At 58.0% G+C, this 21927-nt stretch carries 17 protein-coding genes; 7 read left to right on the forward strand and 10 right to left on the reverse strand.

Going from position 1 to position 21927, the window contains the following annotated elements; translation table 11 throughout:
* Window positions 1-85: 85 nt before the first annotated feature.
* Window positions 86-3274, reverse strand: coding sequence for a beta-phosphoglucomutase family hydrolase (locus AC6CHO_RS06040; protein WP_498214152.1), 3189 nt, complete (start codon window positions 3272-3274; stop codon window positions 86-88).
* Window positions 3275-3366: 92 nt separating this feature from the next.
* Between AC6CHO_RS06040 and AC6CHO_RS06045 the strand changes: the two genes are divergently transcribed.
* Window positions 3367-4344 carry a hypothetical protein gene (locus AC6CHO_RS06045; protein ID WP_498214153.1) on the forward strand — a complete coding sequence of 326 codons (978 nt, stop codon included), beginning with the start codon at window positions 3367-3369 and terminating at the stop codon, window positions 4342-4344.
* Between the two features lie 45 nt (window positions 4345-4389).
* Here the strand turns inward: AC6CHO_RS06045 and AC6CHO_RS06050 are convergent, their stop codons facing one another.
* Complete coding sequence (locus AC6CHO_RS06050) at window positions 4390-5706, reverse strand: ABC transporter substrate-binding protein (protein ID WP_498214154.1); 1317 nt, start codon at window positions 5704-5706, stop codon at window positions 4390-4392.
* A gap of 172 nt (window positions 5707-5878) precedes the next feature.
* Window positions 5879-6901 carry a LacI family DNA-binding transcriptional regulator gene (locus AC6CHO_RS06055; RefSeq protein ID WP_498214155.1) on the reverse strand — a complete coding sequence of 341 codons (1023 nt, stop codon included), beginning with the start codon at window positions 6899-6901 and terminating at the stop codon, window positions 5879-5881.
* Between the two features lie 171 nt (window positions 6902-7072).
* Here AC6CHO_RS06055 and AC6CHO_RS06060 point away from each other — a divergent pair, with 171 nt between their 5' ends.
* From AC6CHO_RS06060 to AC6CHO_RS06080, 5 genes are read left to right on the forward strand one after another with little or no spacing between them, the layout of a single operon-like run.
* Window positions 7073-8209 (forward strand): Gfo/Idh/MocA family protein, encoded by a 1137-nt coding sequence (locus tag AC6CHO_RS06060; RefSeq protein WP_498214445.1) that lies wholly within the window; start codon window positions 7073-7075, stop codon window positions 8207-8209.
* Window positions 8206-9459: a dihydrodipicolinate synthase family protein gene (locus AC6CHO_RS06065; protein WP_498214156.1), complete on the forward strand. Its 1254-nt coding sequence runs from the start codon at window positions 8206-8208 to the stop codon at window positions 9457-9459. Before AC6CHO_RS06060 ends, AC6CHO_RS06065 begins: the two co-directional genes overlap by 4 nt.
* Window positions 9456-10364 (forward strand): sugar phosphate isomerase/epimerase family protein, encoded by a 909-nt coding sequence (locus AC6CHO_RS06070; protein WP_498214157.1) that lies wholly within the window; start codon window positions 9456-9458, stop codon window positions 10362-10364. Before AC6CHO_RS06065 ends, AC6CHO_RS06070 begins: the two co-directional genes overlap by 4 nt.
* A 30-nt stretch (window positions 10365-10394) precedes the next feature.
* Window positions 10395-12542, forward strand: a complete 2148-nt coding sequence (locus tag AC6CHO_RS06075; protein WP_498214158.1) for a DUF6807 family protein — start codon at window positions 10395-10397, stop codon at window positions 12540-12542.
* Window positions 12527-13621: a M24 family metallopeptidase gene (locus AC6CHO_RS06080; protein WP_498214159.1), complete on the forward strand. Its 1095-nt coding sequence runs from the start codon at window positions 12527-12529 to the stop codon at window positions 13619-13621. Before AC6CHO_RS06075 ends, AC6CHO_RS06080 begins: the two co-directional genes overlap by 16 nt.
* Before the next feature lie 73 nt (window positions 13622-13694).
* Here the strand turns inward: AC6CHO_RS06080 and AC6CHO_RS06085 are convergent, their stop codons facing one another.
* From AC6CHO_RS06085 to AC6CHO_RS06100, 4 genes are all read right to left on the reverse strand, one after another.
* Complete coding sequence (locus tag AC6CHO_RS06085; RefSeq protein ID WP_498214160.1) at window positions 13695-14603, reverse strand: NAD-dependent epimerase/dehydratase family protein; 909 nt, start codon at window positions 14601-14603, stop codon at window positions 13695-13697.
* 8 nt (window positions 14604-14611) lie between these two features.
* Window positions 14612-15967 carry a Gfo/Idh/MocA family protein gene (locus tag AC6CHO_RS06090; protein ID WP_498214161.1) on the reverse strand — a complete coding sequence of 452 codons (1356 nt, stop codon included), beginning with the start codon at window positions 15965-15967 and terminating at the stop codon, window positions 14612-14614.
* A 93-nt stretch (window positions 15968-16060) separates the two neighbouring features.
* Complete coding sequence (locus tag AC6CHO_RS06095; RefSeq protein ID WP_444661214.1) at window positions 16061-17041, reverse strand: carbohydrate ABC transporter permease; 981 nt, start codon at window positions 17039-17041, stop codon at window positions 16061-16063.
* Window positions 17034-17960, reverse strand: a complete 927-nt coding sequence (locus AC6CHO_RS06100; RefSeq protein ID WP_444661215.1) for a carbohydrate ABC transporter permease — start codon at window positions 17958-17960, stop codon at window positions 17034-17036. The genes AC6CHO_RS06095 and AC6CHO_RS06100 overlap by 8 nt, the downstream gene beginning before the upstream one ends.
* A gap of 270 nt (window positions 17961-18230) precedes the next feature.
* Here AC6CHO_RS06100 and AC6CHO_RS06105 point away from each other — a divergent pair, with 270 nt between their 5' ends.
* Complete coding sequence (locus tag AC6CHO_RS06105; RefSeq protein ID WP_498214162.1) at window positions 18231-19442, forward strand: mandelate racemase/muconate lactonizing enzyme family protein; 1212 nt, start codon at window positions 18231-18233, stop codon at window positions 19440-19442.
* Between the two features lie 65 nt (window positions 19443-19507).
* Here the strand turns inward: AC6CHO_RS06105 and AC6CHO_RS06110 are convergent, their stop codons facing one another.
* From AC6CHO_RS06110 to AC6CHO_RS06120, 3 genes are read right to left on the reverse strand one after another with little or no spacing between them, the layout of a single operon-like run.
* Window positions 19508-20230, reverse strand: a complete 723-nt coding sequence (locus tag AC6CHO_RS06110; RefSeq protein ID WP_498214163.1) for a glycerophosphodiester phosphodiesterase family protein — start codon at window positions 20228-20230, stop codon at window positions 19508-19510.
* A complete protein-coding gene (locus AC6CHO_RS06115) occupies window positions 20227-21021 on the reverse strand; it encodes an HAD family hydrolase (protein ID WP_498214164.1) in 795 nt (264 codons plus the stop codon). Before AC6CHO_RS06115 ends, AC6CHO_RS06110 begins: the two co-directional genes overlap by 4 nt.
* The gene (locus tag AC6CHO_RS06120) at window positions 21022-21921 is read right to left on the reverse strand and encodes a PfkB family carbohydrate kinase (RefSeq protein ID WP_498214165.1); all 900 of its coding nucleotides are present in this window, start codon (window positions 21919-21921) and stop codon (window positions 21022-21024) included. It abuts the gene before it with no gap.
* Between the last annotated feature and the right edge of the window lie 6 nt (window positions 21922-21927).

Here is a 21927-nt window from a genome sequence, read left to right on the forward strand (position 1 = left end):
GCACAAACGCTCGCAACTGGACTGCGGCAAGGCGGTGCGGAACCATCAGGTTCCGCACCGCCTCGTCATTTAACGCCGCGCGGGCCTACCAGGCTTTGCGGGGCACGTCGACTCCGGCCTCGCTCTGCAGCTCAAGGACCTTGTCCAGGCTCGGACGGCCTTCGCGCACCGGCCCCTGGCCGGCCAACTCAACCACGACCCGGCCACCCGGGACCAGGTCCACCTGCTCCCCGCGCACCCAAATCGGACGCGAGTGCGCGCCCTCAAGTGTGAAGGCGATGCTGGTTCGTTCCAGGCGCACCGCAATGCGCATGCCATGCCAGGCCAAGCTGAAACTGATCGAGCGCCATGCTTCGGGCAGGCGCGGATCAAAACAGAGCCGGTCATCGTCATCACGCAAGCCCGCAAAGCCATAGATCAGCCCGGACCAGACGCCGCCGGTGGAAGCCACATGCACGCCGTCCCCGGTATTGCCATGCAGGTTCTCCAAATCCACATTCAGCGCGTGCTCGAAATACTCCCAGGACAGCTCGCGGTACCCGACCTCGGCAGCCAAAATGGATTGCACGGTAGCCGACAGCGTGGAGTCGCCGGTGGTTAGCGGATCATAGTAGTTGAAATCGGCAAGCTTCTGCTCGGCGCTGAAATCGCTGGAGCGCAGCCACAGGGCGAGCACTGCATCGGCCTGCTTGATGACCTGAAAGCGGTAGATCACCAGCGGGTGGTAATGCAGCAGCAAGGGGCGTTTGTCCGGGCTGGTATTGGCCAGGTCCCACACCTCGCGGTTCAGGAAGTGCTCATCCTGCGGGTGGATTCCCACAGATTCCGAATAAGGAATATGCATGCAGTCAGCGGCCTTGAGCCACAGGGCGATTTCCCCGTCGCTCAAATCCAGCTTGCTGGCCAGCTTGGCGTAGTCCTCGGGCCGCTGCTGCGCGAGTTCGACCAGCAGCTGCGCGCTGCGGCGCAGATTGAAGCGGGCCATGACATTGGTGTACAAGTTGTCATTGACCACCGCGGTGTACTCGTCAGGGCCGGTGACCCCGTGGATGTGGAAGCGCTCATTGCCTTCTTGGCCGCGCCAGAAGCCCAGCGAAGCCCACATGCGGGCGGTTCCCGCCAGGATTTCGGCGCCACCAGCGAGCAGGAATTCGTCATCCTCCATAACGCTCAGATAGCGGTTGAGCGAATATACGACGTCCGCGTTAATGTGATACTGCGCGGTGCCCGCGGGATAGTAGGCACTGGCTTCCTCGCCGTTGATGGTGCGCCACGGGAAGAGCAGCCCGGCTTCATTCATGATGCTGGCCCGTCGAGTGGCCGCCGGGATCATCGCAACCCTGGCGCGCAGCGTATTGCGCGCCCATTGCTGGTTGGTATAGGTCAAGAACGGCATCACGTAGATTTCGGTATCCCAGAAGTAGTGTCCCGAATAGCCGTTGCCGCTCACGCCCTTGGCGCTGATGCCAAGACCGTCGGCCCGGCCCGCGGCCTGGGCCAGCTGGAACAGGTTCCAGCGGATCTTGCGCTGCAGTCCGGCATCGTCGCAATCCACCACGACATCGCTGCGCTTCCAGAAGTTGGCCATGAAGTCCCGCTGGGCGCGGAAATGCCCGTCCATGCCCTGTTCTGCCAGGTGATCCAGTGCGCGATCCGAGCGCTGCAGCATTTCCTGGGCGGGGTGGCGACGCGAGCAGTTGTAGACCGCGTACTTCGACACGCGGATGCCCTGCCCGGCTTCCAGCCGGGTGCTGATGACCTCGTCGGCACGCTCATCGGCGGTCTTGCGGTCAATGCGCAGCGGCTGGTCGGCTCCGCCGGTGGTGCTCACCTGGTGCTCCACCATCGCAGCCACGGACATGCCGGACCCGGGGACCTCATATGAGATGCCCAAGCGGGATCCGTTCACCGTATGCCCGGCTGGGCGCAAGGGATTTTCGCTGGCTTCTTCGCTCTTGCGCGGATCCGCGACTCCCGCAGCGGAGGCGTCGGTCTCCTCGGGCGAGGCCACGGTGCGCTGCGAGCGGTAGCCCACCACCGACGATTGCACGAGCACCCTGGCCGGAGCGTCCAGCAGCCGCACGTGCACATCCTGCAAGGCCAGGTGGCGGTCCGTGAAGGAGATCATGGTGCGGGCCATGACGGCCACGCGGTGTCCTTCGGCGGTGCGCCACAGGGTTCGCGCGCACAGGGTCCCGTCGCGGAAGTCCAGCCGCAGTTCATCGCGCAGCATCTCGGTGCGGCCAACTTCCAGGGCTTCATCGTTGATGAAAACGCGCAGCGTCCTGAAATCCGGGGCGCTGATCATGGTCTGACCGGTTTCGGCCAGGCCGAAGGCGCTTTCTGCATGCCGGATCTGCCAGGCCTCATGCAGGCCATTGATGAACGTTCCACCGCTTTGATCGCCTAGGCCCAACTGCGCCGCCCGGGCGCCAAGGAAGCCGTTGCCCAGGGAGAAAACGGTATCCTGGGCACCATCGGCGTCCCGGTGCTCATCACGCAACAGGGACCAGGAATCGTCCTCCCAGCTCTGCGCGGATTCATCGGAAACCAGTTCGGAAAGATCCTCGATGACAAAATGCGCACCGGCTTCCAGCAGTTCGGCGGCATTCCCTTCCCGTGCCACACCGACCACGCCAAAGCCCCCGGCCCGCGCGGCGGCCACGCCGCTGGTGGCATCTTCGAAAACCACGCACTCTTCGGGACGCCAGCCCAAATCGGCGGCGGCAGCCAAGAAGGTATCCGGGGCAGGCTTGCCGGCCAGTTTTCGGGCGGCTGCTTCCTGGCCGCCCATCACCAGCGGGAAGTGCTCTTCCAGGCCTGCGGCCGAAAGCACCATGCGCGCGTTGCGCGAAGAGGACACCACTGCCACGTCGAGACCGGCATCAAGAACCTGGCGCAGGTAGGCGAGAGAACCCGCGTAGGGCTCAATCCCATCACGCAGCAACACTTCGGTGAATTTGTCGTTTTTCATATTGCCCAGTGCGCAGATGGTGTCCTGGCCTGCGGGATCCTGGACGTTTCCCCGCGGCAATTCGAGACCCCGCGAGGCAAGCATGGCTTGCACCGCGTCATAGCGCGGGCGCCCGTCGAGCAGGTTGAAATAGTCCTGCTCGGTATAACTGGCCACGCCCGGGAGTTGCTCAAAATAGGAAGTGAAAAGTTCTTGCCAGGCTCTGCGATGCAGCAGCGCCGTTGGTGTAATCACACCATCCAGATCAAAGAGGACGGCTTTGTAATCACGGTGTCGGTACTCAGGTCGATAAGCGTTCACGATCGAAATCCTTCGAAAGGGGAGCAAATTACTAGCCGTAGTCCATACGGTAGCAACTGAACGCGTTTGCATCGACATACTACGATAAGAACGTGGCACAGTGGATAGATTTGTTCAACAGCGATAACTGGCGTGAGTCGACCGCCGAATGGATCGACGCGGCCTGCGAGGCCTACGGCATCCAGCGCACCTCAGGTCCCGACTTCTGGCCTGCCCAATTGCATCAGATCCAGGCATCGGTGCAAACCGACGCAGCGGACCTGATCTTCAGCGCCAACGCCCCAGGGCTGGCTGCTGAAGCTGCCACCACCGTGGTGGCCGGACAGCTTTTGCCTGATCGCGTGGTGATGCCGCTGGCGGTGGATCGCAGCGCTGGCTACATGCTGAGCCCGGACTTCGGGCACACCATGGCGGATCTCGGGGATTCCGTGGAAAACTGGGAGCTGGCGCTGGCCTCACTCGGGTCCTTGCAAGTGGCACTGATGGGTAGTGAAGACCAGTTCTTTGATGCCGGCGTCACCGTCGTTGACCCCCAGTTCCTGCCAGAACAGTTCGAGCAGGCGCTGATGATGCACGTTTCCCTGCCAGCAGGACACCCGTTGCACATCGACGGAGCGCAGGCAGATCATCTGGCCGCGCATATCGACGCGCTGACCAAGGCCAGCGCGGCCCTGCATCAGGGCACGGTTCCGCTGAGTTTGGAGCACGGAAACTTTGATCTTTCCCAGGTTGTTGTACCGGCAGAAGCTGGCATCCACGGGCGAATTTTGAATCTTTCCTCAGCTCACTGGGCACACCCCTTCTCATCGCTGAATACTGCCTTGGCAGCCATGACCGAAGCTTGGAACTGCGAGACCAGCGATGAGCGGGTCATGCAGGTGCTTTTCGCTTATCTGGATCAGTTTGTTGCCTACGGTTCACCTGATGAACTCTATGACCTGATCAATCCAGCCTGTCTGGTAGCTCCGCTCTCCCAGCATGAAACATGGTTGCGCTTGCTTCTGGATGCCGATGACGAGCATTTGCGCGAGAATGCGCCGAACGTTTTGAGCACATTGGATCTTCAGTAGCATTAACGACGCATGGGCCCCAGAAGGGGCCCGTGCGTTCTTTTGCTAAGGGGATACTGCGGTTTCGATTTCCTTGAAAGCGTTTTGCGCGGCGTCTTGAACGCTCTGGCGGTCAAAGAAGACTTCCATTTCGTAGCGATAAAGGATGTCTTGAACAGCGCTGAATCCCATCGGAGGAATTGCTTCGGTTCCTTGCAGCTCCGGTTCCAGACTGGTCACGAACTCAGCTGAAGCAGTTTCGATTGAATCCAGATCGGCAACGACCTTCTCGCGGACATCAAGATTCGCTGGCAAGCCTCGGTCCATCTGGTTCAGCGCACCAGCTTCCTGCGAATTCACCATGAAGTCGATGAATTTCTTGACCTCATCCGGGTGCTTGCTGCCACCGTAGCCGGACATCATCATTGAAGACTTGTACCACAGACCGTTGTCTTCAGCCTTGCCGGTGCTGCTAGGCAAGCGCAATGGGACCAGATCAGATCCAACTGCTGCTGACAATCCGCCTAGCTGGTTGCTCCACCACATGCCAAAGGCTGCAGTTCCAGTGCCAGTCATGGAACGGTCAGGCCCGGCGTTCTGGTTTTCCGCCAGCACCGAAGCCTCAGGGTAGGATCCACCGCTCAGGAGGTCTCTGTGGTGCTGGAAGTATCCGGTGAGATCTTCTGCAGTGAACCCCAGTGCTCCGTCGTTGCCGGTCAGATGCTTTCCATCCTGTCGCAACCAAGTCTGCAATCCTGCAGGCTCGTTGGGAGCTTCGGCACCGTATTTTCCATCGAGTTTTTCGCTGACGGTTTCCGTGATCTTCCGGTAGTCGTCCCAAGTCCAGGTCTTGTCATCTGGAACTTCGAGTCCGGCCTCTTCGAGGACTTTGGGGTTGGCGGTCAGGGTGAATGAATTGATACCCGTAGTAATTCCGACAAGGCCATCGTCCGTGGTCCCGTTCTGGATGGACACCTCTTCGAACTTGGAGACGTCCACGCCGGTCAGGTCGAGCAATGCACCGCGGTCCGCGTATTCACGAAGATACTTGTCGTCCATCTGGATGATATCGGGGGCATCATTGGAGGCAACTTGGGTAGCCAGTTTGTCCCAGTAGCCGCTCCAATCGGAGTATTCTCCCTGGACATCGATATCCGGATTCTCGGCCTCGAAAGCTTCGATGATCTTGTTAGTTGCTTGGGCCCGCGAATCGGAACCCCACCAGGAAAATCGAAGTACTGTCTTGCCATCTGCGCTTTCGGCACCTCCGTTGCCACCACACCCGGTCAATGCCAGAGCAGCAACCGCGGCAACAGCTACGGACTTGCTCAGACGTGCACCGAATTTCTGTCGACTTTTTCTTGAGTTGGCCTTCTGGTCCATGGGGTCTCCTCCTTGAGTGGGCCGGTAAGTGCGAGGTTTCAACAATTGACCGCAATTTTTAGCCTTTTGGAAAGCGCTTCCCAAACAATCTATGTGTGACCCCAGTCACGAGTCAAGAGGGGAAGGCAAATCCATCAATTACTTTTGAACATGTCATGATGCACGTTCGGTATCACCGATTCTCCGTGCGCAACTCCGAGGATTCGCGCAATACAGGAGTTCCCGTGACCACCGTTTTGCGCGCGTCCCCATGGCTTAGCACCATCTCACCAGCCCATCGGCCGATTTCCTCCAGCGGCAGGCGGGCAGTGCTAATTGTGGGAGTGACGTCCTCAAGGGTCGGGATATCGTCAAAGCCCACCACGGCAATATCTTCGGGCACGCGGAGCCCACTCTCCCGGATCGCGCGAATTGCGCCCAGGGCCATGACGTCAGAAACACAAAAAACGCACACTTGCTGGCCCGATTCCTCGGGCGTGCGCTCTCTGAGGTAGTCGCTCATGGCCATATAGGCGCCCTCACGGGAAAACGCCCCATGGACAACCTCCATGGCCGCCAATCCAGTTCGCTTGAGCTTCCCAAGGAACCCTTGGGCGCGATGGCGGGAGGTCAACAGGTTCTCATCGCCAGCAAGAACAACAAACCTGCGGTGACCTGCTCTGATCAGCTCCCCTGCGAGATTTTCAGCGGTGGACTGATTGTCCACCTGGATACCGCCGGTGCTCGCCAGGGGCTGGCCAATGACAACAACCTGGCCACCGTTCTCCTGGTAGTTCCCAATGAGCCGAAGCAGGCCCTCGTCTTCGGAATGGCCGCGGGATCCGGAAAGAATAATTGCGTCCGTCCTTTGCGACATGAACGCCCTCACGGCCTCAATTTCCCGCTCGGGTTCGGAATCGGTACTGGCCAAGAGCAGCTGGGTGCCGCTATCCCCCAGTCCGCGCTGGACACCACGAGCAATTGTTGAGAAATACGGGTCCGCGATATCACGGACCACCAAACCAACGAGCTTCGTTGTTGCGCGGGCAAGCGCTTGCGCTTGGGCGTTGGGGAAGTAGCCGAGTTTTTCCGCCGCGGCGCGGACCTTGTCGGAAATTTCGGCAGCGGGTTTACGAGCGGAACCGTTGAGCACGCGCGAAGCGGTTGCCAATGAAACTCCGGCCTCATTAGCGACGTCAGTAAGTCGAATAGCCATCTGAAATCCTTTTCGTCCACTACAAGCTGGGACAAGCTTATCTTTCAAATACCGTGATGGTTGACACCTCAATTCTGCATCACTATCGTGGAAAGCGCATTCCCAAGATTTTTTCCTTTTACTTCAGCCGAGGAGCATCTCGTGACAGATACCAAAGTTCTCCGAATTGCCATGAACGGCATTACCGGCCGCATGGGCTACCGGCAGCACCTGCTGCGTTCGATTTTGCCCATTCGCGATCAAGGCGGCATCACGCTTGCCGATGGTTCCAAGCTCACCGTCGAGCCGATCCTCGTTGGCCGCAATGAAGACAAGCTGCGCGAGCTCGCGCAGAAACACCAAGTAGAGCACTACACCACGGATCTGGACTCGCTGATCGACGATCCAAACATCGATATCATCTTTGATGCCTCGATGACTTCGCTCAGGTACAACACCCTGTCCAAGGCCATCGCTGCAGGCAAGCACATCTTCACTGAAAAACCCACCGCAGAAACACTTAGCGACGCCATCGACCTGGCCCGGCAGGCCAAAGCCAGGGGAATTACCGCCGGCGTAGTCCACGACAAGCTCTACCTCCCCGGACTGGTCAAGCTACGACGTCTGGTCGATGAAGGATTCTTCGGAAGAATCCTCTCCCTTCGCGGAGAGTTCGGCTACTGGGTTTTTGAAGGCGAAATCCAGGAAGCCCAGCGCCCTTCATGGAACTACCGCCTCGCGGACGGTGGATCCATGACCACCGACATGTACTGCCACTGGAACTATGTGCTGGAAGGAATCATCGGCCAAGTCAAGACCGTGACATCAACAACCGCCACCCACATTCCAACCCGCTGGGACGAGCAGGGTGAACCGTATGCCGCCACCGCAGACGACGCTGCCTATGGCATTTTTGAACTCGAAACACCGCAGGGTGATCCCGTCATTGCGCAGATCAACTCCTCCTGGGCGGTACGTGTATACCGTGATGAGCTGGTTGAATTCCAGATTGATGGAACCCACGGATCGGCTGTGGCTGGGCTGAACAAGTGCGTGGCGCAGCAACGCGCACACACCCCTAAACCAGTATGGAACCCCGATCTGCCAGTTACCGAGTCCTTCCGTGATCAGTGGCTGGAAGTCCCGGCCAACGCGGATCTGGACAATGGCTTCAAACTGCAGTGGGAAGACTTCCTCGCAGACGTCGCTGCCGGAAGGGAACACAAGTACGGCCTGCTTTCGGCGGCCCGCGGAGTACAGCTGGCAACTCTGGGTCTGCAGTCCGCTGCCGAGCGCCGGACCCTGGATATTCCGGAGATCACGCTATGAGCGGGAACAGCTTCCCAGAACTCAGCCTGATCGATGAGCACGGGCAGTCTTTCACCTACAAGATGCAGGGCCCCGGAGACTTCCGTCGTCCGAACGCCCCGATATCCTCACGCAAGGTCTATGCTGCAGCCCACGTGATTCCGCACATGGGAGCAGACAATACACCGGGTTCATTAGCGGTAGTCGACTGGGACGCTACCTTGGCCTATCGTCACGAGCTCTGGTCCTATGGGCTGGGTGTTGCCGATGCAATGGATACCGCACAGCGCGGCATGGGATTGGACTATGCCGCCACTTGCGAACTAATTAATCGGTCGGCACAAGAGGCAGCGACGGTCATCTCGGAGAACCGGTACCCTGCCCTCACTGGACTGACGGTTCGCGACATAGTCGCCTGCGGCGTGGGAACCGATCAACTGACTGCATCGGCAGTTGAATCCGGCCAGTTGCAGCTGGTCATTGACGCCTACCTCGAAATGCTGCACCTGGTAGAAGACTCTGGAGCTAAATCCATCTTGATGTGCTCGCGTGCCTTGGCCAAGGCCGCGCGCACTCCCGAAGATTACGTTCAGGTTTATGGCACCTTGTTGGAAGCAGCGAAAGAACCGGTCATCCTCCATTGGCTAGGCGAGATGTTTGATCCCCAGCTGGCCGGCTACTGGGGAACCAGCGACATTGCCGAAGCAACCTCGGTATTTCAGTCCATCTTGGAGAAATACTCGGAAAAGATTGATGGTGTCAAGGTTTCCCTGCTCAATGCGGAACACGAGAAGCAACTTCGTGCGGCTCTCCCTTCCGGGGTCAGGCTTTATACCGGAGATGACTTCAACTATCCAGAACTCATTGATGGTGATGGCGAGCTTCATTCGGATGCCTTGTTGGGAATATTTGCGGCTATTTACCCTGCAGCATCGACAGCACTGCAAGCATTCGATGCCGCAGATTCCACACGGGGACGCACCATCTTGGACTCCACCCGAGAGCTGGGACTGCATATCTTCAGCGCCCCAACCTTCTACTACAAGACTGGAATCGCCTTCCTCTCCTGGCTCAACGGTCATCAGAGCGGCTTCCAGATGGTTGGCGGCTTGCAAGCCGGTCGCTCGATACCTCACCTGATCCGCACCTTCGTATTAGCCGACTCCGCCGGCCTGCTGCTGAACCCAGAGCTAGCTGCCGAACGCATGGAACAGCTCCTCGCTGTTTGCGGCGTCCAGGCGTCTACCCAAACATTGACAGGAGTGTCATGAGCTTCGAACTGTCGCTGAACACCGGCACCACCCCCAACCTCAACCTGCAGCAAGCTGTCGAAGCTGCCGCACAGGCCGGGTTAACCCATATCGGTCCCTGGCGCCACCTGATTGAACAAGCTGGTGGGGCACAACGCGCCGCAGCCATTATCAAGGAAGGCGGGCTCAAAGCCAGCACCCTCTGCCGTGGCGGGTTCCTCACGGCAACATCAAAACAAGCACAGAAGGAAGCCTTCGAATCCAACCGGAAAGCCATCGAAGAAGCAGCCACGATAGATGCACCAAACCTGATCATGGTCGTTGGTGGCTTGCCTTCGGCAGCCCACATTCTCGGAGGCACCGGGGATCCAAGCGATAAGGATATCGTCGGGGCGCGCGACCGAGTCGCCCGCGCGCTAGATCAGCTGGTTCCACTCGCAATGGACTACGGAGTATGCCTGGTTCTTGAAGCACTGCACCCGATGTATGCCGTTGACCGGGCCGTGTTATCGACTCTGGGCCAGGCATTGGACTTGGCCACCGCGCATCCCTCCGAAGCAGTAGGTGTTGTCGTTGACACGTTCCACGTTTTCTGGGATCCACAATTGCAGCAGCAGATCCAGCGTGCCGGCCACGAACGCCGCTTGGTCAGTTATCAAATCTGCGACTTCAACCTGCCCATAGCCAGCAATGCCTTGCAATCGCGCGGAATGATGGGTGACGGACACATTGATTTCGCGGCCATATCCAGGTGGGTCGCCAAAGCCGGGTATCGCGGTCCGGTTGAAGTTGAAATTTTTAACGATGAGATCAACGGACAGGCCGCGGATCTGACCCTTGGCACCATGTCTGAACGCTACAAGTCGCTAGTCTTGCCGCATCTTGAAGTAGCTGCAGGCATCCAGCAGGCCAGCGCCATAAACTGATCTGACCTCGACGATTCCAAGAAGGACACCATGAACCAGCAAACCACCGCAACGGCTGCCCACGACGACCGTTCTGCTTCGCCGTCAACAGCGCCAGCGGTGGTGCTGGTTGGCCTCAATGGTTTCGGGCGGCAGCATCTGACGAACATCCAACGACTAGTCGACGAGAACAAGATCAGTTTCCTCGCCGGGATCGACCCCAAGGATCCGGGCAGCCAGATTCGCGGGGAAAACACGCAAATCTTCAACACCTTCGAAGAGTTTCTTGAGTCGAGGCTGAAGCCAAACATCATCATTATTTCGACTCCAATAAGCACCCATGCAGATTTGGCCATGAAGGCCTTGGCAACCGGAGCCGACCTGTATCTGGAAAAGCCTCCGACGGCCACCTTGGAGCAGTACGAAACGCTGCTCAGCGCCGCGCAAGCGGCTGGAGTCAATGTCCAGGTAGGGTTCCAAGCTTTGGGTTCCCTGGCGCTCAAGGCGGTGGAGGAGCTCTTCGAGGCTGAGGCAGAAAATTCTCCCATTGGCGCCCTGCGTGCGGTGGGAGCCAGCGGAAATTGGCTGCGCACCACGGGCTACTACAATCGTTCGCCCTGGGCTGGGCACCGGCAACTCAACGGAGTTGAAATCGCAGACGGTGTGGTTACGAACCCGCTGGCCCATGCCGTAGCCAGCGCACTCCGGATTGCCGGGGCAGAGCGCTCTGGCGACGTGGTCTCAGTAACCACGGATTTGTATCATGCCCACCAAATCGAAGCGGACGACACGTCAGTGGTGAAGGTGCAAACGAACACCGGCATTCCGCTCACTGCCGCTTTGACTGTCTGCGCGAAGGGGCATCAGGATCCCTGGATCACCATCTATGGGACCGAAGGTTCAGCCATCCTGTACTACACCCGCGATGAGCTGGTCATTCGCCCCAATCCTGAATTTGGCGGCCCTGAGACATCCCAGACTTTCAACCGCGTGAACCTGCTGGAAAATCTTGTGGATGTCCGTAGTGGAACCGCGCCCCAACTGCTCAGCTCGCTGGAATCTGCCGGAGCCTTCATGCGGGTTCTCGAGGAAATTCGCACCAGTTCCGAACCAGCTGGCATCCATGAAGAACAAGTGATCCCGGCCGGTGAAGGCGAGGAATTTCACCCTGTCATCCCGAATATCGAGCATTTCATCGATCGTTCCGTGGCCGCGCAGTCTGACTTCTCCTCACTCGGCGCTCCGTGGGCGGCCAAACCGGAGTCCAGTGGAAAATTCACACTGGAGAATCCATCCACCGGGCAGAAACTAACCGTTGCGAGGCTGCGCACCGGCCAGGATATTTCCGTCACCAACTCGCCGCGGCCATTCCTTGATGAGGTCAAGACAATGGGTGGAGTGCACATCAGCGATCAGCAGCCGCTGGACCACACCTGGCATCTGGGGGTGGGAGTGGCACTGCAAGACGTCAATGGAAATAACTTCTGGGGCGGACGAACCTATACGCGTGCCGACTCGCGCTACGTGTGGCGCCAAGACCATGGGCACATCCGGACTGTCACGAATTCGTTTGCCCCCAGCGGAGGTTCTCTCAGCTCCCATCTGGAGTGGGTAAGCCATCAGCAGCACGTCTTGCTGGACGAACAACGCACAGTAGACTTCCATGCTTTCACCCACCAATCCACTGGTGCCAAGGGTTGGATCATGGATTTCACCTTCAGCCTTTCAGCACGCGACGAATCAGTTTCCATCGGCTCGCCAGGATCTAATGGCCGGCTCAATGGCGGATATGGCGGTTTTTTCTGGAGACTGCCCAAGGCGAATAACGCGGACATCTTTACCGAGACGGCGGCAGGCGAAGAACAGGTCCACGGCACGCGCAGTCCTTGGCTAGCGTTCGCCGCTTCATTTTCGTCTGATGCGGTCAGCTTGGCTCAACGAGATACAGGACATGGCGAGGCTACGCTCATCTTCTGCAGCGACGATGGCGACCCGTGGTTTGTCCGCAGCTCTGGTTATCCAGGTGTGGGAAGCTCTTTGGCATGGGATGCTCCATGCATATTGGAGCCCGGAGCCTCGCTGACTCGCCACGTCCGCGTTCTGGTGGCTGATGGCCGCTGGAGCGGGCCAGCAGCCTCGGCGATTGCCCGGGAATTCAGTTCAGATCATCAGGAAGATGGAACATGCCCACAGCCGTAACAAGCGAGTACACGAAAAAGCATACTCAGCTCATGGAAATCGTCCGGGCGCGGGGTGCGCAAGCGGTGTTGCTCTCCACGCCCGCCTCGCTAGCGTGGCTCCTCGATGGCGCGCGCACGCATGTTTCACTTGCAGCGCCTCCCGTCGCCCGGGTTTTGGTTCACGCTGAAGGCTGCGAGCTTGCTACTTCAATCAGCGAAGCGCAACGGCTGCAGGACGAAGAACTCAATGATCAGAATCCGGTGAATCTGCACGTCACCAATTGGTACGAGCCGCTGGACGAGATCAGTGCCTGGTTCCCCGAAGCCGCAGAATGGAAGATTCTCGCAGAGTCCGAGCTCGGCCCGGAGCTCCGTGCCATGCGCACGGCCTTAACTGCAACAGAAGTGGACCGCTACCGCCAGCTGTGCCAGGACACTGCCTCAGTGATGACCGAGGTTTTGTCCGCCGCTTCCAGCGATGACACCGAATTTGAGGTCGCGGCCAAGCTTGCTGCCGGTGCCATGACGCTGGGGGGAGAAGTGCTGGTGGCTCTGGTGAGCGGTTCCACCCGCGCCGAATACCGGCATCCACTACCGACAAAGGCACCGCTGGGCCGCAAGGCCATGGCGGTGCTATGCGTAAGGCGGAACGGACTGATTGCCAATCTCACGCGCTGGGTTCGTTTCGAGCCGCCCACAGAGCAAGAAATCGCCGGGGAAAATGACATTCTTGGCGTCGAGGCAGACATTATTTCCGGCATCGTGGAAGACAGGGCCCTCGGTGAACTGCTGCCCATCATCCAGCAAGCCTATCCAGATCACGGTTTTGACGAGCTGGAGTGGACGCGACACCATCAGGGCGGAATTGCCGGGTTCAACGGCCGGGATCCACGTCTGGCTCCCGGAGCAACAGACCGATTCCAGGCAAACCAGGTCTTCGCGTTCAACCCGAGCGCACAACGCAATGGGCAGACTTTTAAAGTCGAGGACACCATGCTGTTGACTGAATCCGGTGCCATCGAAGTTCTTAGCGTGGACCCTCATTGGCCAACGACTGTGGTCAACGGATTGCCCCGGCCCCAGGTACTACAACGATAAAAGAGCCTGGAAAAATTCGTGGGTGAGGGGAAATCGATTCCCCTCACCCACCAGTTTTCTCTGTGCGAAGGCCCTAGACCTTGGCTTTGAGCTCGGATCTCCAGCTTCTCTTCGGTTCCCAACCGATCACTTTGCGTGCTTTATCAATGCTGAAGGCGGGGCTATCTCCGGTCAGGCCTGTAGCCAGCGACGCGAGCTCCGGGTAGATCTCTGGAATGATCTCCGAGAGTGGTCGAGTAGCCATGGCGTCCTTGGCTCCCACGAAGAACACCGCACCATTGTCCACGCGGTCAAATCGCTCGAGCAGCAGCAGCAGAAAGTCTGCAACGTCGCGGGCATCTACATAATTGAATAACGCCGGTGCTGATAGCTTCGGATCCCGCAAACGCTCAGCTACCGTGTGACCCTGCTGGGTCGGTGCTCCGTCCCATTCTTCTTCCGCAATCACAAAGCAGGGACGGAACGAAGCAAATTTGACCGGGCTCTCCGGCCCCATCTTGGCGGCGAACATGGCCGCGATCTGTTCAGCGACATACTTGGACAATCCGTAGGCATGCCACGGCCGCGGTGTTTCGTTTTCGTCCAGCGGGAGCTTTTCCGGAACCCAGCCACCGGGTGATCCGTAGCCCATGATCGATGGGCTGGAGGCCAGGACCACACGCGTCGCGCCAGACTCCACAGCGGCCGAGGTGACGTTGTGCGCGATAGTCGCATTGGTCCGAAGCAGAACTTCTTCCGGAGCCATAAATGGTACGGCCATGGCAGCTAGCGAGACGACGGCCTGAGGAGAAATTTCTTTGAATGCTGTGTGCGTGGCTTCGGCATTCATCAGGTCGATGCTGCGATAGGCAACGCCGGCCACTGGTTCTTCGGGTAGCCCTCGGTCCAGTGAAACGACATCGTGTCCTGCAGCCGCGAAACCTTCGACAACCGCCCGTCCCAACCGGCCAGAACCTCCGGTAATAATAACTTTCTCACTCATGAATTCAATTACACCTGAACCTGTTCAGCTGACGACAAATTAACACCAAGTCCGGCGTGTGCTACATCCATTGACTCGCCGGTTTCCAAAGATTTGTTCCCGCAGATTCCCACGGCGATAGCACGCACTCCGTCCAAGAATCCGGCCTGTCGCGAGTAGGCATCAACTTGGCGGCCTTCAAAGAGTTCTTGAAGCAGCAGCTTGTCACCTCCACCATGCGATCCTTCCGAATTGATGATCGGAATTTCTTGCGCTTCCTGCCAATGTCGCTGCACTACAAGTCGCTCACCTTTGGAGCGCACTTTGCTGCTCTGGCCATCGTCGCTGTAGGACGGATCGACGGGACGCCCACCCGAAGCCGGCAGGACTGCTGCCCGTTCGACAACGTCCAGTTCAAGCCGGCCTTCGGTTCCGTTAATAGCCACTCGATATCCTTCCCAAGGGCTGTGCGCATTAAGCGAATAGGAGAGAATTGGCCCCTTCTCGTACTGAACGGTCAGGCTCAGATTATCCTCAATGGAAATTTGCCCATTAAAAACGCCTTGATCTCTCCGGTAGCCATCAAAATGCTCATTGGCCAAATACAGTTTTTCCAACCGTTCATCGCTGCGCAGATCAAGGTCAAAAGGTTCTTGGTCACTGAGATCATGAGTACCTCGTTCGTGCGTTTCAAAGCCCCTGGCCGCAGCATTATTTGGCCCGTAGAATTTCAGTCCGCCAGCGGCGAAGACGCTGTGCGGCGAGTCCTCGAGCCACCAGTTAACGAGGTCAAAGTGATGACTTGATTTATGGATCAGCAGCCCGCCGGAATTCTCTTTGAGTCGGTGCCAGCGGCGGAAGTAGTCAGCGCCGTGAACAGTATCGAGCATCCAACTGAAGTCGATGGATGTGACCCGACCAATTAGTCCCTCGTCAATGGCTTTTTTCAAGGCCGTGTTTCTCGGAGAGTAGCGATAGTTAAAGGCCACAATCACTTCGCGTCCAGTATCGGCCACGGCCTGTGCGATGCGGGCGGTGCTCTCAGCATCGATGGTCAACGGCTTTTCCACGATGACGTCGGCTCCGGCATACATGGAGGTGCAAATCAGTGAAGCATGGGTATAGTCCGGTGTCGTGATGATAACCCGGTCGATGGAGTTTTCCTGGATGAAGGGCTCCAGGTCTTCGGGGTCGAAGGAGCCTAGGCGTTCTCCAAAGGTCTGCTCGACAACATCTTGGTAGTACTCGATGCGCCCCGGGTTCGTATCCGCCAAGGCGACCAATTCAGCGACGCCGTTGTGATCTCCGAGCATGGAAGTGATGTACATTTCGCATCTGTTTCCGGCGCCGATCAATACGTAGCGCGTGCGCTTGGTTGTTTCCATGTGTTTACTCCTTAGCTATGAACCGCAGTGATTGCGTAGGTATCAAACATGCCAATGGCCCGGGCTCTGAAGCTCCGGGCCATTGGCATCTGTTTATTTGATGCCGGTCGTGGCGATGCCCTTGACCAGATACTTCTGGCCGAAAAGGAAGGCCAGGAAGACCGGGATGAGGGTAATGATCGACATGGCGAAAAGTGCACCCCAGTTGGATTCACCTGTGGAGTCGATGAACGCGTTCAATGCCACCTGCACGGTGTAATTGCTCGGGTTCGTCAGGTAGATCAGAGAGGTGAAGAAGTCGCTCCAGGTCCAGATGAAGGTGAAGATCGCTGTCGTGGCCAATGCTGGAACCATGAGCGGCAAGATCACCTGCAGGAAGATCCGGGGATGCCCCGCGCCATCGATACGGGCAGCTTCGTCCATATCCTTGGGAATACCGCGAATGAACTGGATCATGAGGAAAATGAAGAACCCGTCGGTTGCCAACAGCTTCGGGACAATAATCGGCCAGAAGGTGTTGACCCACCCGATCTGCGAGAACATCACGTACTGGGGCACGATGATCACGTGGATCGGAAGCATGATCGTCATGAGCATGAGCACGAACATGATTTTCTTGAACTTGAATTCAAGCCGGGCAAACGCGTATGCCGCCATGGAACATGAGACCAAGTTTCCGATAATGCAGCCAAGGACCAGGACGGCCGAGTTCAGCAGGTACTTGCTGAACGGTTCGGACAAGGCATCCCACCCGTTGGGGTAGTTGTTCCAGTCCACCTGCGAAATGACAAGGCCTGCTTCACGGAAAATCAAATCATTGGGCCGGAAGGAACTTGCTACCATCCACAGCAGCGGGTAGATCATCACACCCGCCGCCAGAATCAATAAGGCGTGCTTCAGCACTGAACGCCATGGTGTACGCATCTTGGGTTTGTGCCCCTTGACCCTGCGTCCCTTGGCGTCGGTTCCACCGGCTGGTGGTTTCTGGCCTAGCATCTTCTCCTCGTCGAGAATATGGCCTTGCTTTGCCTGGTCAAGATCTCCAGACCTCGGCACCGAAGTTTGATTAGTCATCGTAGAACACCCAATACTTTGAAACGAAGAAGTTCACGGCAGTGAAAGCTCCGACTATGAGGACCAGAAGCCAGGCCATTGCCGAGGCATATCCCATGTCGAATTGCTTGAAGCCTTGCTGATACAGATACAGAGTGAAGAACATCGTGGAGTCAGCCGGTCCACCCGAACCATTGGAAACGATGAAGGCTTGGGTGAAGTTCTGGAATGCACCGATGATCTGCAACACGAGGTTGAAGAAGATGATCGGGCTAATCATTGGAAGTGTAATGCTGCGGAACTGTCGCCATTTGGTGGCCCCGTCAATTGACGCGGCTTCGTAGTACATCGCGGGTACCTGGCGCAGGCCTGCCAAGAAGATCACCATCGGTGAACCGAAAGTCCAGACATTGAGCAGGATCAGGCTTCCAAGAGAAGTATTGGGATCGGAAATCCAGCCAATACCTTGAATTCCTACAAGGTCCAGCATCTGGTTGACCAGACCGGTGGTTCCGAAGATCTGCTTCCATAGCACTGCGATAGCTACGGACGAACCGAGCATTGAAGGCAAGTAGAAAACGGATCGGTAGAACGAGAGTCCGCGCATTCCCCTGTCGAGCAGGATGGCGACGCCGAGTGCTACTGCCAGCTGCAGCGGTACGCCAATCAAGACGTAAGTGAAGGTCACTCGTAGTGAGTTGTGAAGTCGCTGGTCATCAAGCATCCGCTGGATGTTGTCAAAACCGGTAAACTCCGGTGATTGCAACAGGTTGTAATCCGTAAAGGCGAGGTACAGCGACATCGCCATCGGCCCCAGGGTGACCAGGAAGAGCCCTATCGTCCACGGGATGAGGAAGATATGAGCTGCCTTGTTGTCTTTTGCAGAAACCTTCCGACCCTTGGTCTTATTTAGGCTTTGCAACTCGGCAATGGCACTCACTGGCCATCACCTCCTTTCAACAGAACGCTAAGGTGCCCCTTGCGAATCGGGACCGACATGACTGACTCCTTGCTTCGAAAAATGCTTCGCCAAAATGCTTCGGAATGCGCTTTCCAATCTCTATTCCACAACGCTAAACTAAAGACCAACGTGAGGTCAACCACATTCCCAAGATGACTAGCCGAAGGCTCGTTGGCATCCTTGATGCCAGCCCGCAAACCCAATATGCACTCTTGGAGTGCATCCGAAGTTCATAGAAGGATTCATAAATTGCCACAAGTCAGAGATGGTTTTAAAGACGCCATTGAGTCCATAGAACTGTATCTAGTTTCACTGCCATTTGACGCGGCGCGTCGCGAAACCGAAGATTCCAATGCGGAATCAATCGATGCTTTCAATGCATCATCAAGAACTTTCACCCAGATGGAATCCCTGATCGTAAAAGTAACCTCGACCCAGGGACTTGTTGGCTGGGGGGAAGGGTTCGGGCACAAGGCCAATCCAGCCACGTGGGCGGCGCTTGAGCATATCGTCGCGTCTTTCTTCTTGGGCCGAACCACCGAGTTGGACCAATGCCTGCCCGCTGCGGAATACGCCTTTCATGCATTCGGACGCACCGGGCCAATCCACTACGCACTGTCCGCAATCGATATCGCCCTATGGGATATTGCGTCGAAGCAAGCCGGCAAGTCCCTCCGCGAATTCATTGATCCCGATGCCCGCCATGAGATCAACGCCTACGCATCGCTGGTTCATTATGCGGAGGACCCGACAGAAGTTTCCTTCCATCTCACACGCGCCATGTCCCGGGGGTTCAAGGCGTTCAAGTTGCACGAATCGTTGAAACCAGCCATTCAGGCAGCGCGGCAAACCGTCGGGGAATACCCGTTGATGGTCGACGTGAACTGCAAATGGCAATTGCCGGAAGCCCGTACGGCTTTTGAACAGCTTTCTGAAATGAATCTTCTATGGATCGAAGAGCCGGTATTTCCTCCAGATGATTCGCAGTCCCTGCAAGAGCTGAATTCCGAATTCAGCAATGTTTCAGGCGGCGAGAACCACTCGGGAGTCCACGGTCTGATCAATGACATGGAACGCGGAGCAATCGAGTTTGCACAACCGAGCATTGGCAAAATCGGTGGCGTCAGCGCAATGCTGCAAGTGCGAGAGGCCGGCAAGAGACTTAACGCCCACGTCATTCCCCATTGTTTCTATTACGGTCCAGCGCTCTTGGCCAGTGCCCAAATCATTGCCCTGGATCCTTCGGTGCGCCTGCAGGACGGCCAAGCCCGTCCAGAGCTGGAAGTCCCCTTCTTGAACTGGGAAATGCAACTGCATCCTTGGCATGCACCGCATCAGGGTCTTCTTAACGACGACGGCACCTTGCCCTTGCCAACGGCTCCAGGAATCGGCTTCGAGCCAGATACCGTAATAATGAGCCAGCATACGATCAAGTACTGCTCCCTCGGAACGGCCGAATAGGCCCTCGAACAGAACTAGCTGGGCAAGATTTCGTGAAGTGCATGAAATCGTTTTCATCCGCTGCGTCAGGATCCAAGCACCTTCATCAACAGCTCCGCGTCATCGCTCATAATAGCGTCGACATTCCGGTCAATGAGCAGCTTCATGGTCAACTCATCGTTGATCACCCAAACGTGCACCTGCGCGCCAGCGCGCTGAACGGCCTTGGTGAAACGACGCGTAGCCACGGGCAGCCAAGCCTGCTTGAAGGGCACCTGCACCGCCCAAAAGTCTTTAATCAGCCTCTTGGGAACCCAACCGAGAAGGTGGGCGCAGAGCCAAATCAGGATGATTCCACGCTGCCCCGGCGAGCGCCTGATAGGTGACGAGAGCAGGTGGCTCACCGCGTGGCTGCGCGCGCTGGAGAATGAAGCCAAAGCGATTTGGTGATGGGCTCCACGCCGTTCGATCAACTCGGCCAGCGGGCCAATGACTTGCTCGTCTTTGACATCGAGGTTCACGATCCGGGCTTGCGGAACAGCATCCAGCAGTTCATCCAGCGTGCACAGCGGTTGTCCCCCGGCGGTGATCTGCGCGAGCTCTTCATCGGTGCGCTCGCCAAATTTTCCCGTGGCATCGGTAATCCGATCCAGCGTCTCATCGTGGAATAGGTAGACAGTGCCATCGGCCGAGGCATGCACATCGGATTCCAAATGGGTTACTCCCAATTCCACTGCGCGCTGGAAGGCAAGGAGCGTATTTTCTTCATCAGACTGGCGCACCCCACGGTGCGTGAATGCGTACGTCATTTCAATAGGCCCTCGATGACTTGGGCGACGCCGTCCTCAGCCAGTGGCGGTGCGCAGTAGCGGGCGGTTGCCAGCGTCGCAGGGTGCCCCGAGGCCATGGCGTAGCCGTGGCCGGCAAATTCGAGCATCTGGATGTCGTTGGGCATATCCCCGAAAGCCATGACTTCAGACGGGTCGATGTCCAGGCGCTGGCAGTATTCATTCAGGGTCCTGGCCTTGTGGATGTCCACGTGAGCCATCTCCAACAGGGACACGTCAAAGGCGGAGTGGGTGATGGAAACCAGATGGCTGAGCTGGGGCCTCACTGCGGCATAGAAGTCGTCAATGGCCAGGTGCTGGGAGCGGGCAAGGAATTTGACGATGCCTTCTTGATCAATGGCACCCGAAGACAGATCCAGCACGTCCTGCACACCAAAATTATGATGGCGATCTGCAAAGCCCTCACCAAGATGCAGGCCTTTGGTGGTTTCAGCGGCAAAGGTCGCCTCGGGTTCGATCTGCGAAATAATCGCGGCCGCTTCCCGGGCCTTGGCTGCGCTCAGCGTCCGGGACCAGATCACCTCGTCGTGTTCCAGATCGTAGAGCACCGCTCCGTTGGAACAGATCACGGTCCCCAGGCCGCCGAATGCTTCGATGATCGGGGTAAGCCAGCGAAAGGGCCTGCCGGTCACGAAAACGATCTGGATCCCGGCCTTCCGGGCGTCCAAGAAGGCCTGCCGGGTGCGTGGAGAAATCTTGCCATCGGGGGCGACGATGGTCCCGTCCAGGTCTGAGGCGATCAGCTTGATCACCTAGAGCTCCTCGCGCCGCGGCGGGTTGGCGCCGGCCCGCTGAACGGTCACGGCAGCCGCTTTGGCCGCAAATTCAAGGGCTTGGGAAAGTTCGCTGATCTGCAGCTGGCCAAGCTTTTTTCGGTGGGCAGCACCAATCATGCCGTGCTCGGCAAGCCAGCACAGCAGGGCCGCGGTAAAGGTGTCGCCGGCGCCCACCGTGTCGGTGACTTCTACGGAGGGCGCAATGAACTCGGCGTCCCCGGCGCGCACCACGCCCCAGGAACCACGCGATCCGGCGGTGGAGACGACAATGGCCGGCCCCATATCCAGCCAGGCACGGGCCGACTCCTGGACCGAACGCATCGGGTACATCCACTTCAGGTCGATACCCGAAACCCGAACGACATCGGCCTGGCCGACGAAGCGTTCCACCTCGGCCACCGTCTGGGCGTGATTGGTAACCAGGGACGGGCGCAGGTTCGGGTCATAGCTGATGGTTGCGTGGGTGCGGGCTGCAGACAGCAGCGGCAGCAACTCCTCGGGACTGAACAAGGTGGCGATAGAGCCGGTATGCACCAGCTCGACATCCTGCGGCAGTTCCGGTCCGATGGTCGGCATCTGCCAGTAGGCATTGAAGGCGAAGGCCGCGCCGCCGGCGGGGTCAAGGATGCCGTGGGCGATGACCGTCGCTTCTTCGTCGGCGCCGCCGAGGTATTTGACGTTGTTGCTCCTGAGGTATTCCTCGATCTTCCGGCCCTTGTCATCGGCGCCCCACCGCGAGATCAAGGTTCCGGGGTAACCCAGGCGGGCCAGTGATACCGCGACGTTCAGCGGGCTGCCACCAACAAATTCCTGGGCTGGGGCGATGCCCGAGGCCAGGACGTCAACGAGGGCTTCACCGATCACGGTCGGGTTCATGCTGCT

It is taken from the genome of Glutamicibacter sp. GQ173 (assembly GCF_059759215.1).

What these genes read in the sequence shown, in the direction of transcription:
- AC6CHO_RS06050 (WP_498214154.1), bottom strand. Translation starts at nt 5,706, where the DNA reads ATGGACCAGAAGGCCAACTCAAGAAAAAGTCGACAGAAATTCGGTGCA.
- AC6CHO_RS06055 (WP_498214155.1), bottom strand. Translation starts at nt 6,901, where the DNA reads ATGGCTATTCGACTTACTGACGTCGCTAATGAGGCCGGAGTTTCATTG.
- AC6CHO_RS06060 (WP_498214445.1), top strand. Translation starts at nt 7,073, where the DNA reads ATGAACGGCATTACCGGCCGCATGGGCTACCGGCAGCACCTGCTGCGT.
- AC6CHO_RS06065 (WP_498214156.1), top strand. Translation starts at nt 8,206, where the DNA reads ATGAGCGGGAACAGCTTCCCAGAACTCAGCCTGATCGATGAGCACGGG.
- AC6CHO_RS06070 (WP_498214157.1), top strand. Translation starts at nt 9,456, where the DNA reads ATGAGCTTCGAACTGTCGCTGAACACCGGCACCACCCCCAACCTCAAC.
- AC6CHO_RS06075 (WP_498214158.1), top strand. Translation starts at nt 10,395, where the DNA reads ATGAACCAGCAAACCACCGCAACGGCTGCCCACGACGACCGTTCTGCT.
- AC6CHO_RS06080 (WP_498214159.1), top strand. Translation starts at nt 12,527, where the DNA reads ATGCCCACAGCCGTAACAAGCGAGTACACGAAAAAGCATACTCAGCTC.
- AC6CHO_RS06085 (WP_498214160.1), bottom strand. Translation starts at nt 14,603, where the DNA reads ATGAGTGAGAAAGTTATTATTACCGGAGGTTCTGGCCGGTTGGGACGG.
- AC6CHO_RS06090 (WP_498214161.1), bottom strand. Translation starts at nt 15,967, where the DNA reads ATGGAAACAACCAAGCGCACGCGCTACGTATTGATCGGCGCCGGAAAC.
- AC6CHO_RS06095 (WP_444661214.1), bottom strand. Translation starts at nt 17,041, where the DNA reads ATGACTAATCAAACTTCGGTGCCGAGGTCTGGAGATCTTGACCAGGCA.
- AC6CHO_RS06110 (WP_498214163.1), bottom strand. Translation starts at nt 20,230, where the DNA reads ATGACGTACGCATTCACGCACCGTGGGGTGCGCCAGTCTGATGAAGAA.
- AC6CHO_RS06120 (WP_498214165.1), bottom strand. Translation starts at nt 21,921, where the DNA reads ATGAACCCGACCGTGATCGGTGAAGCCCTCGTTGACGTCCTGGCCTCG.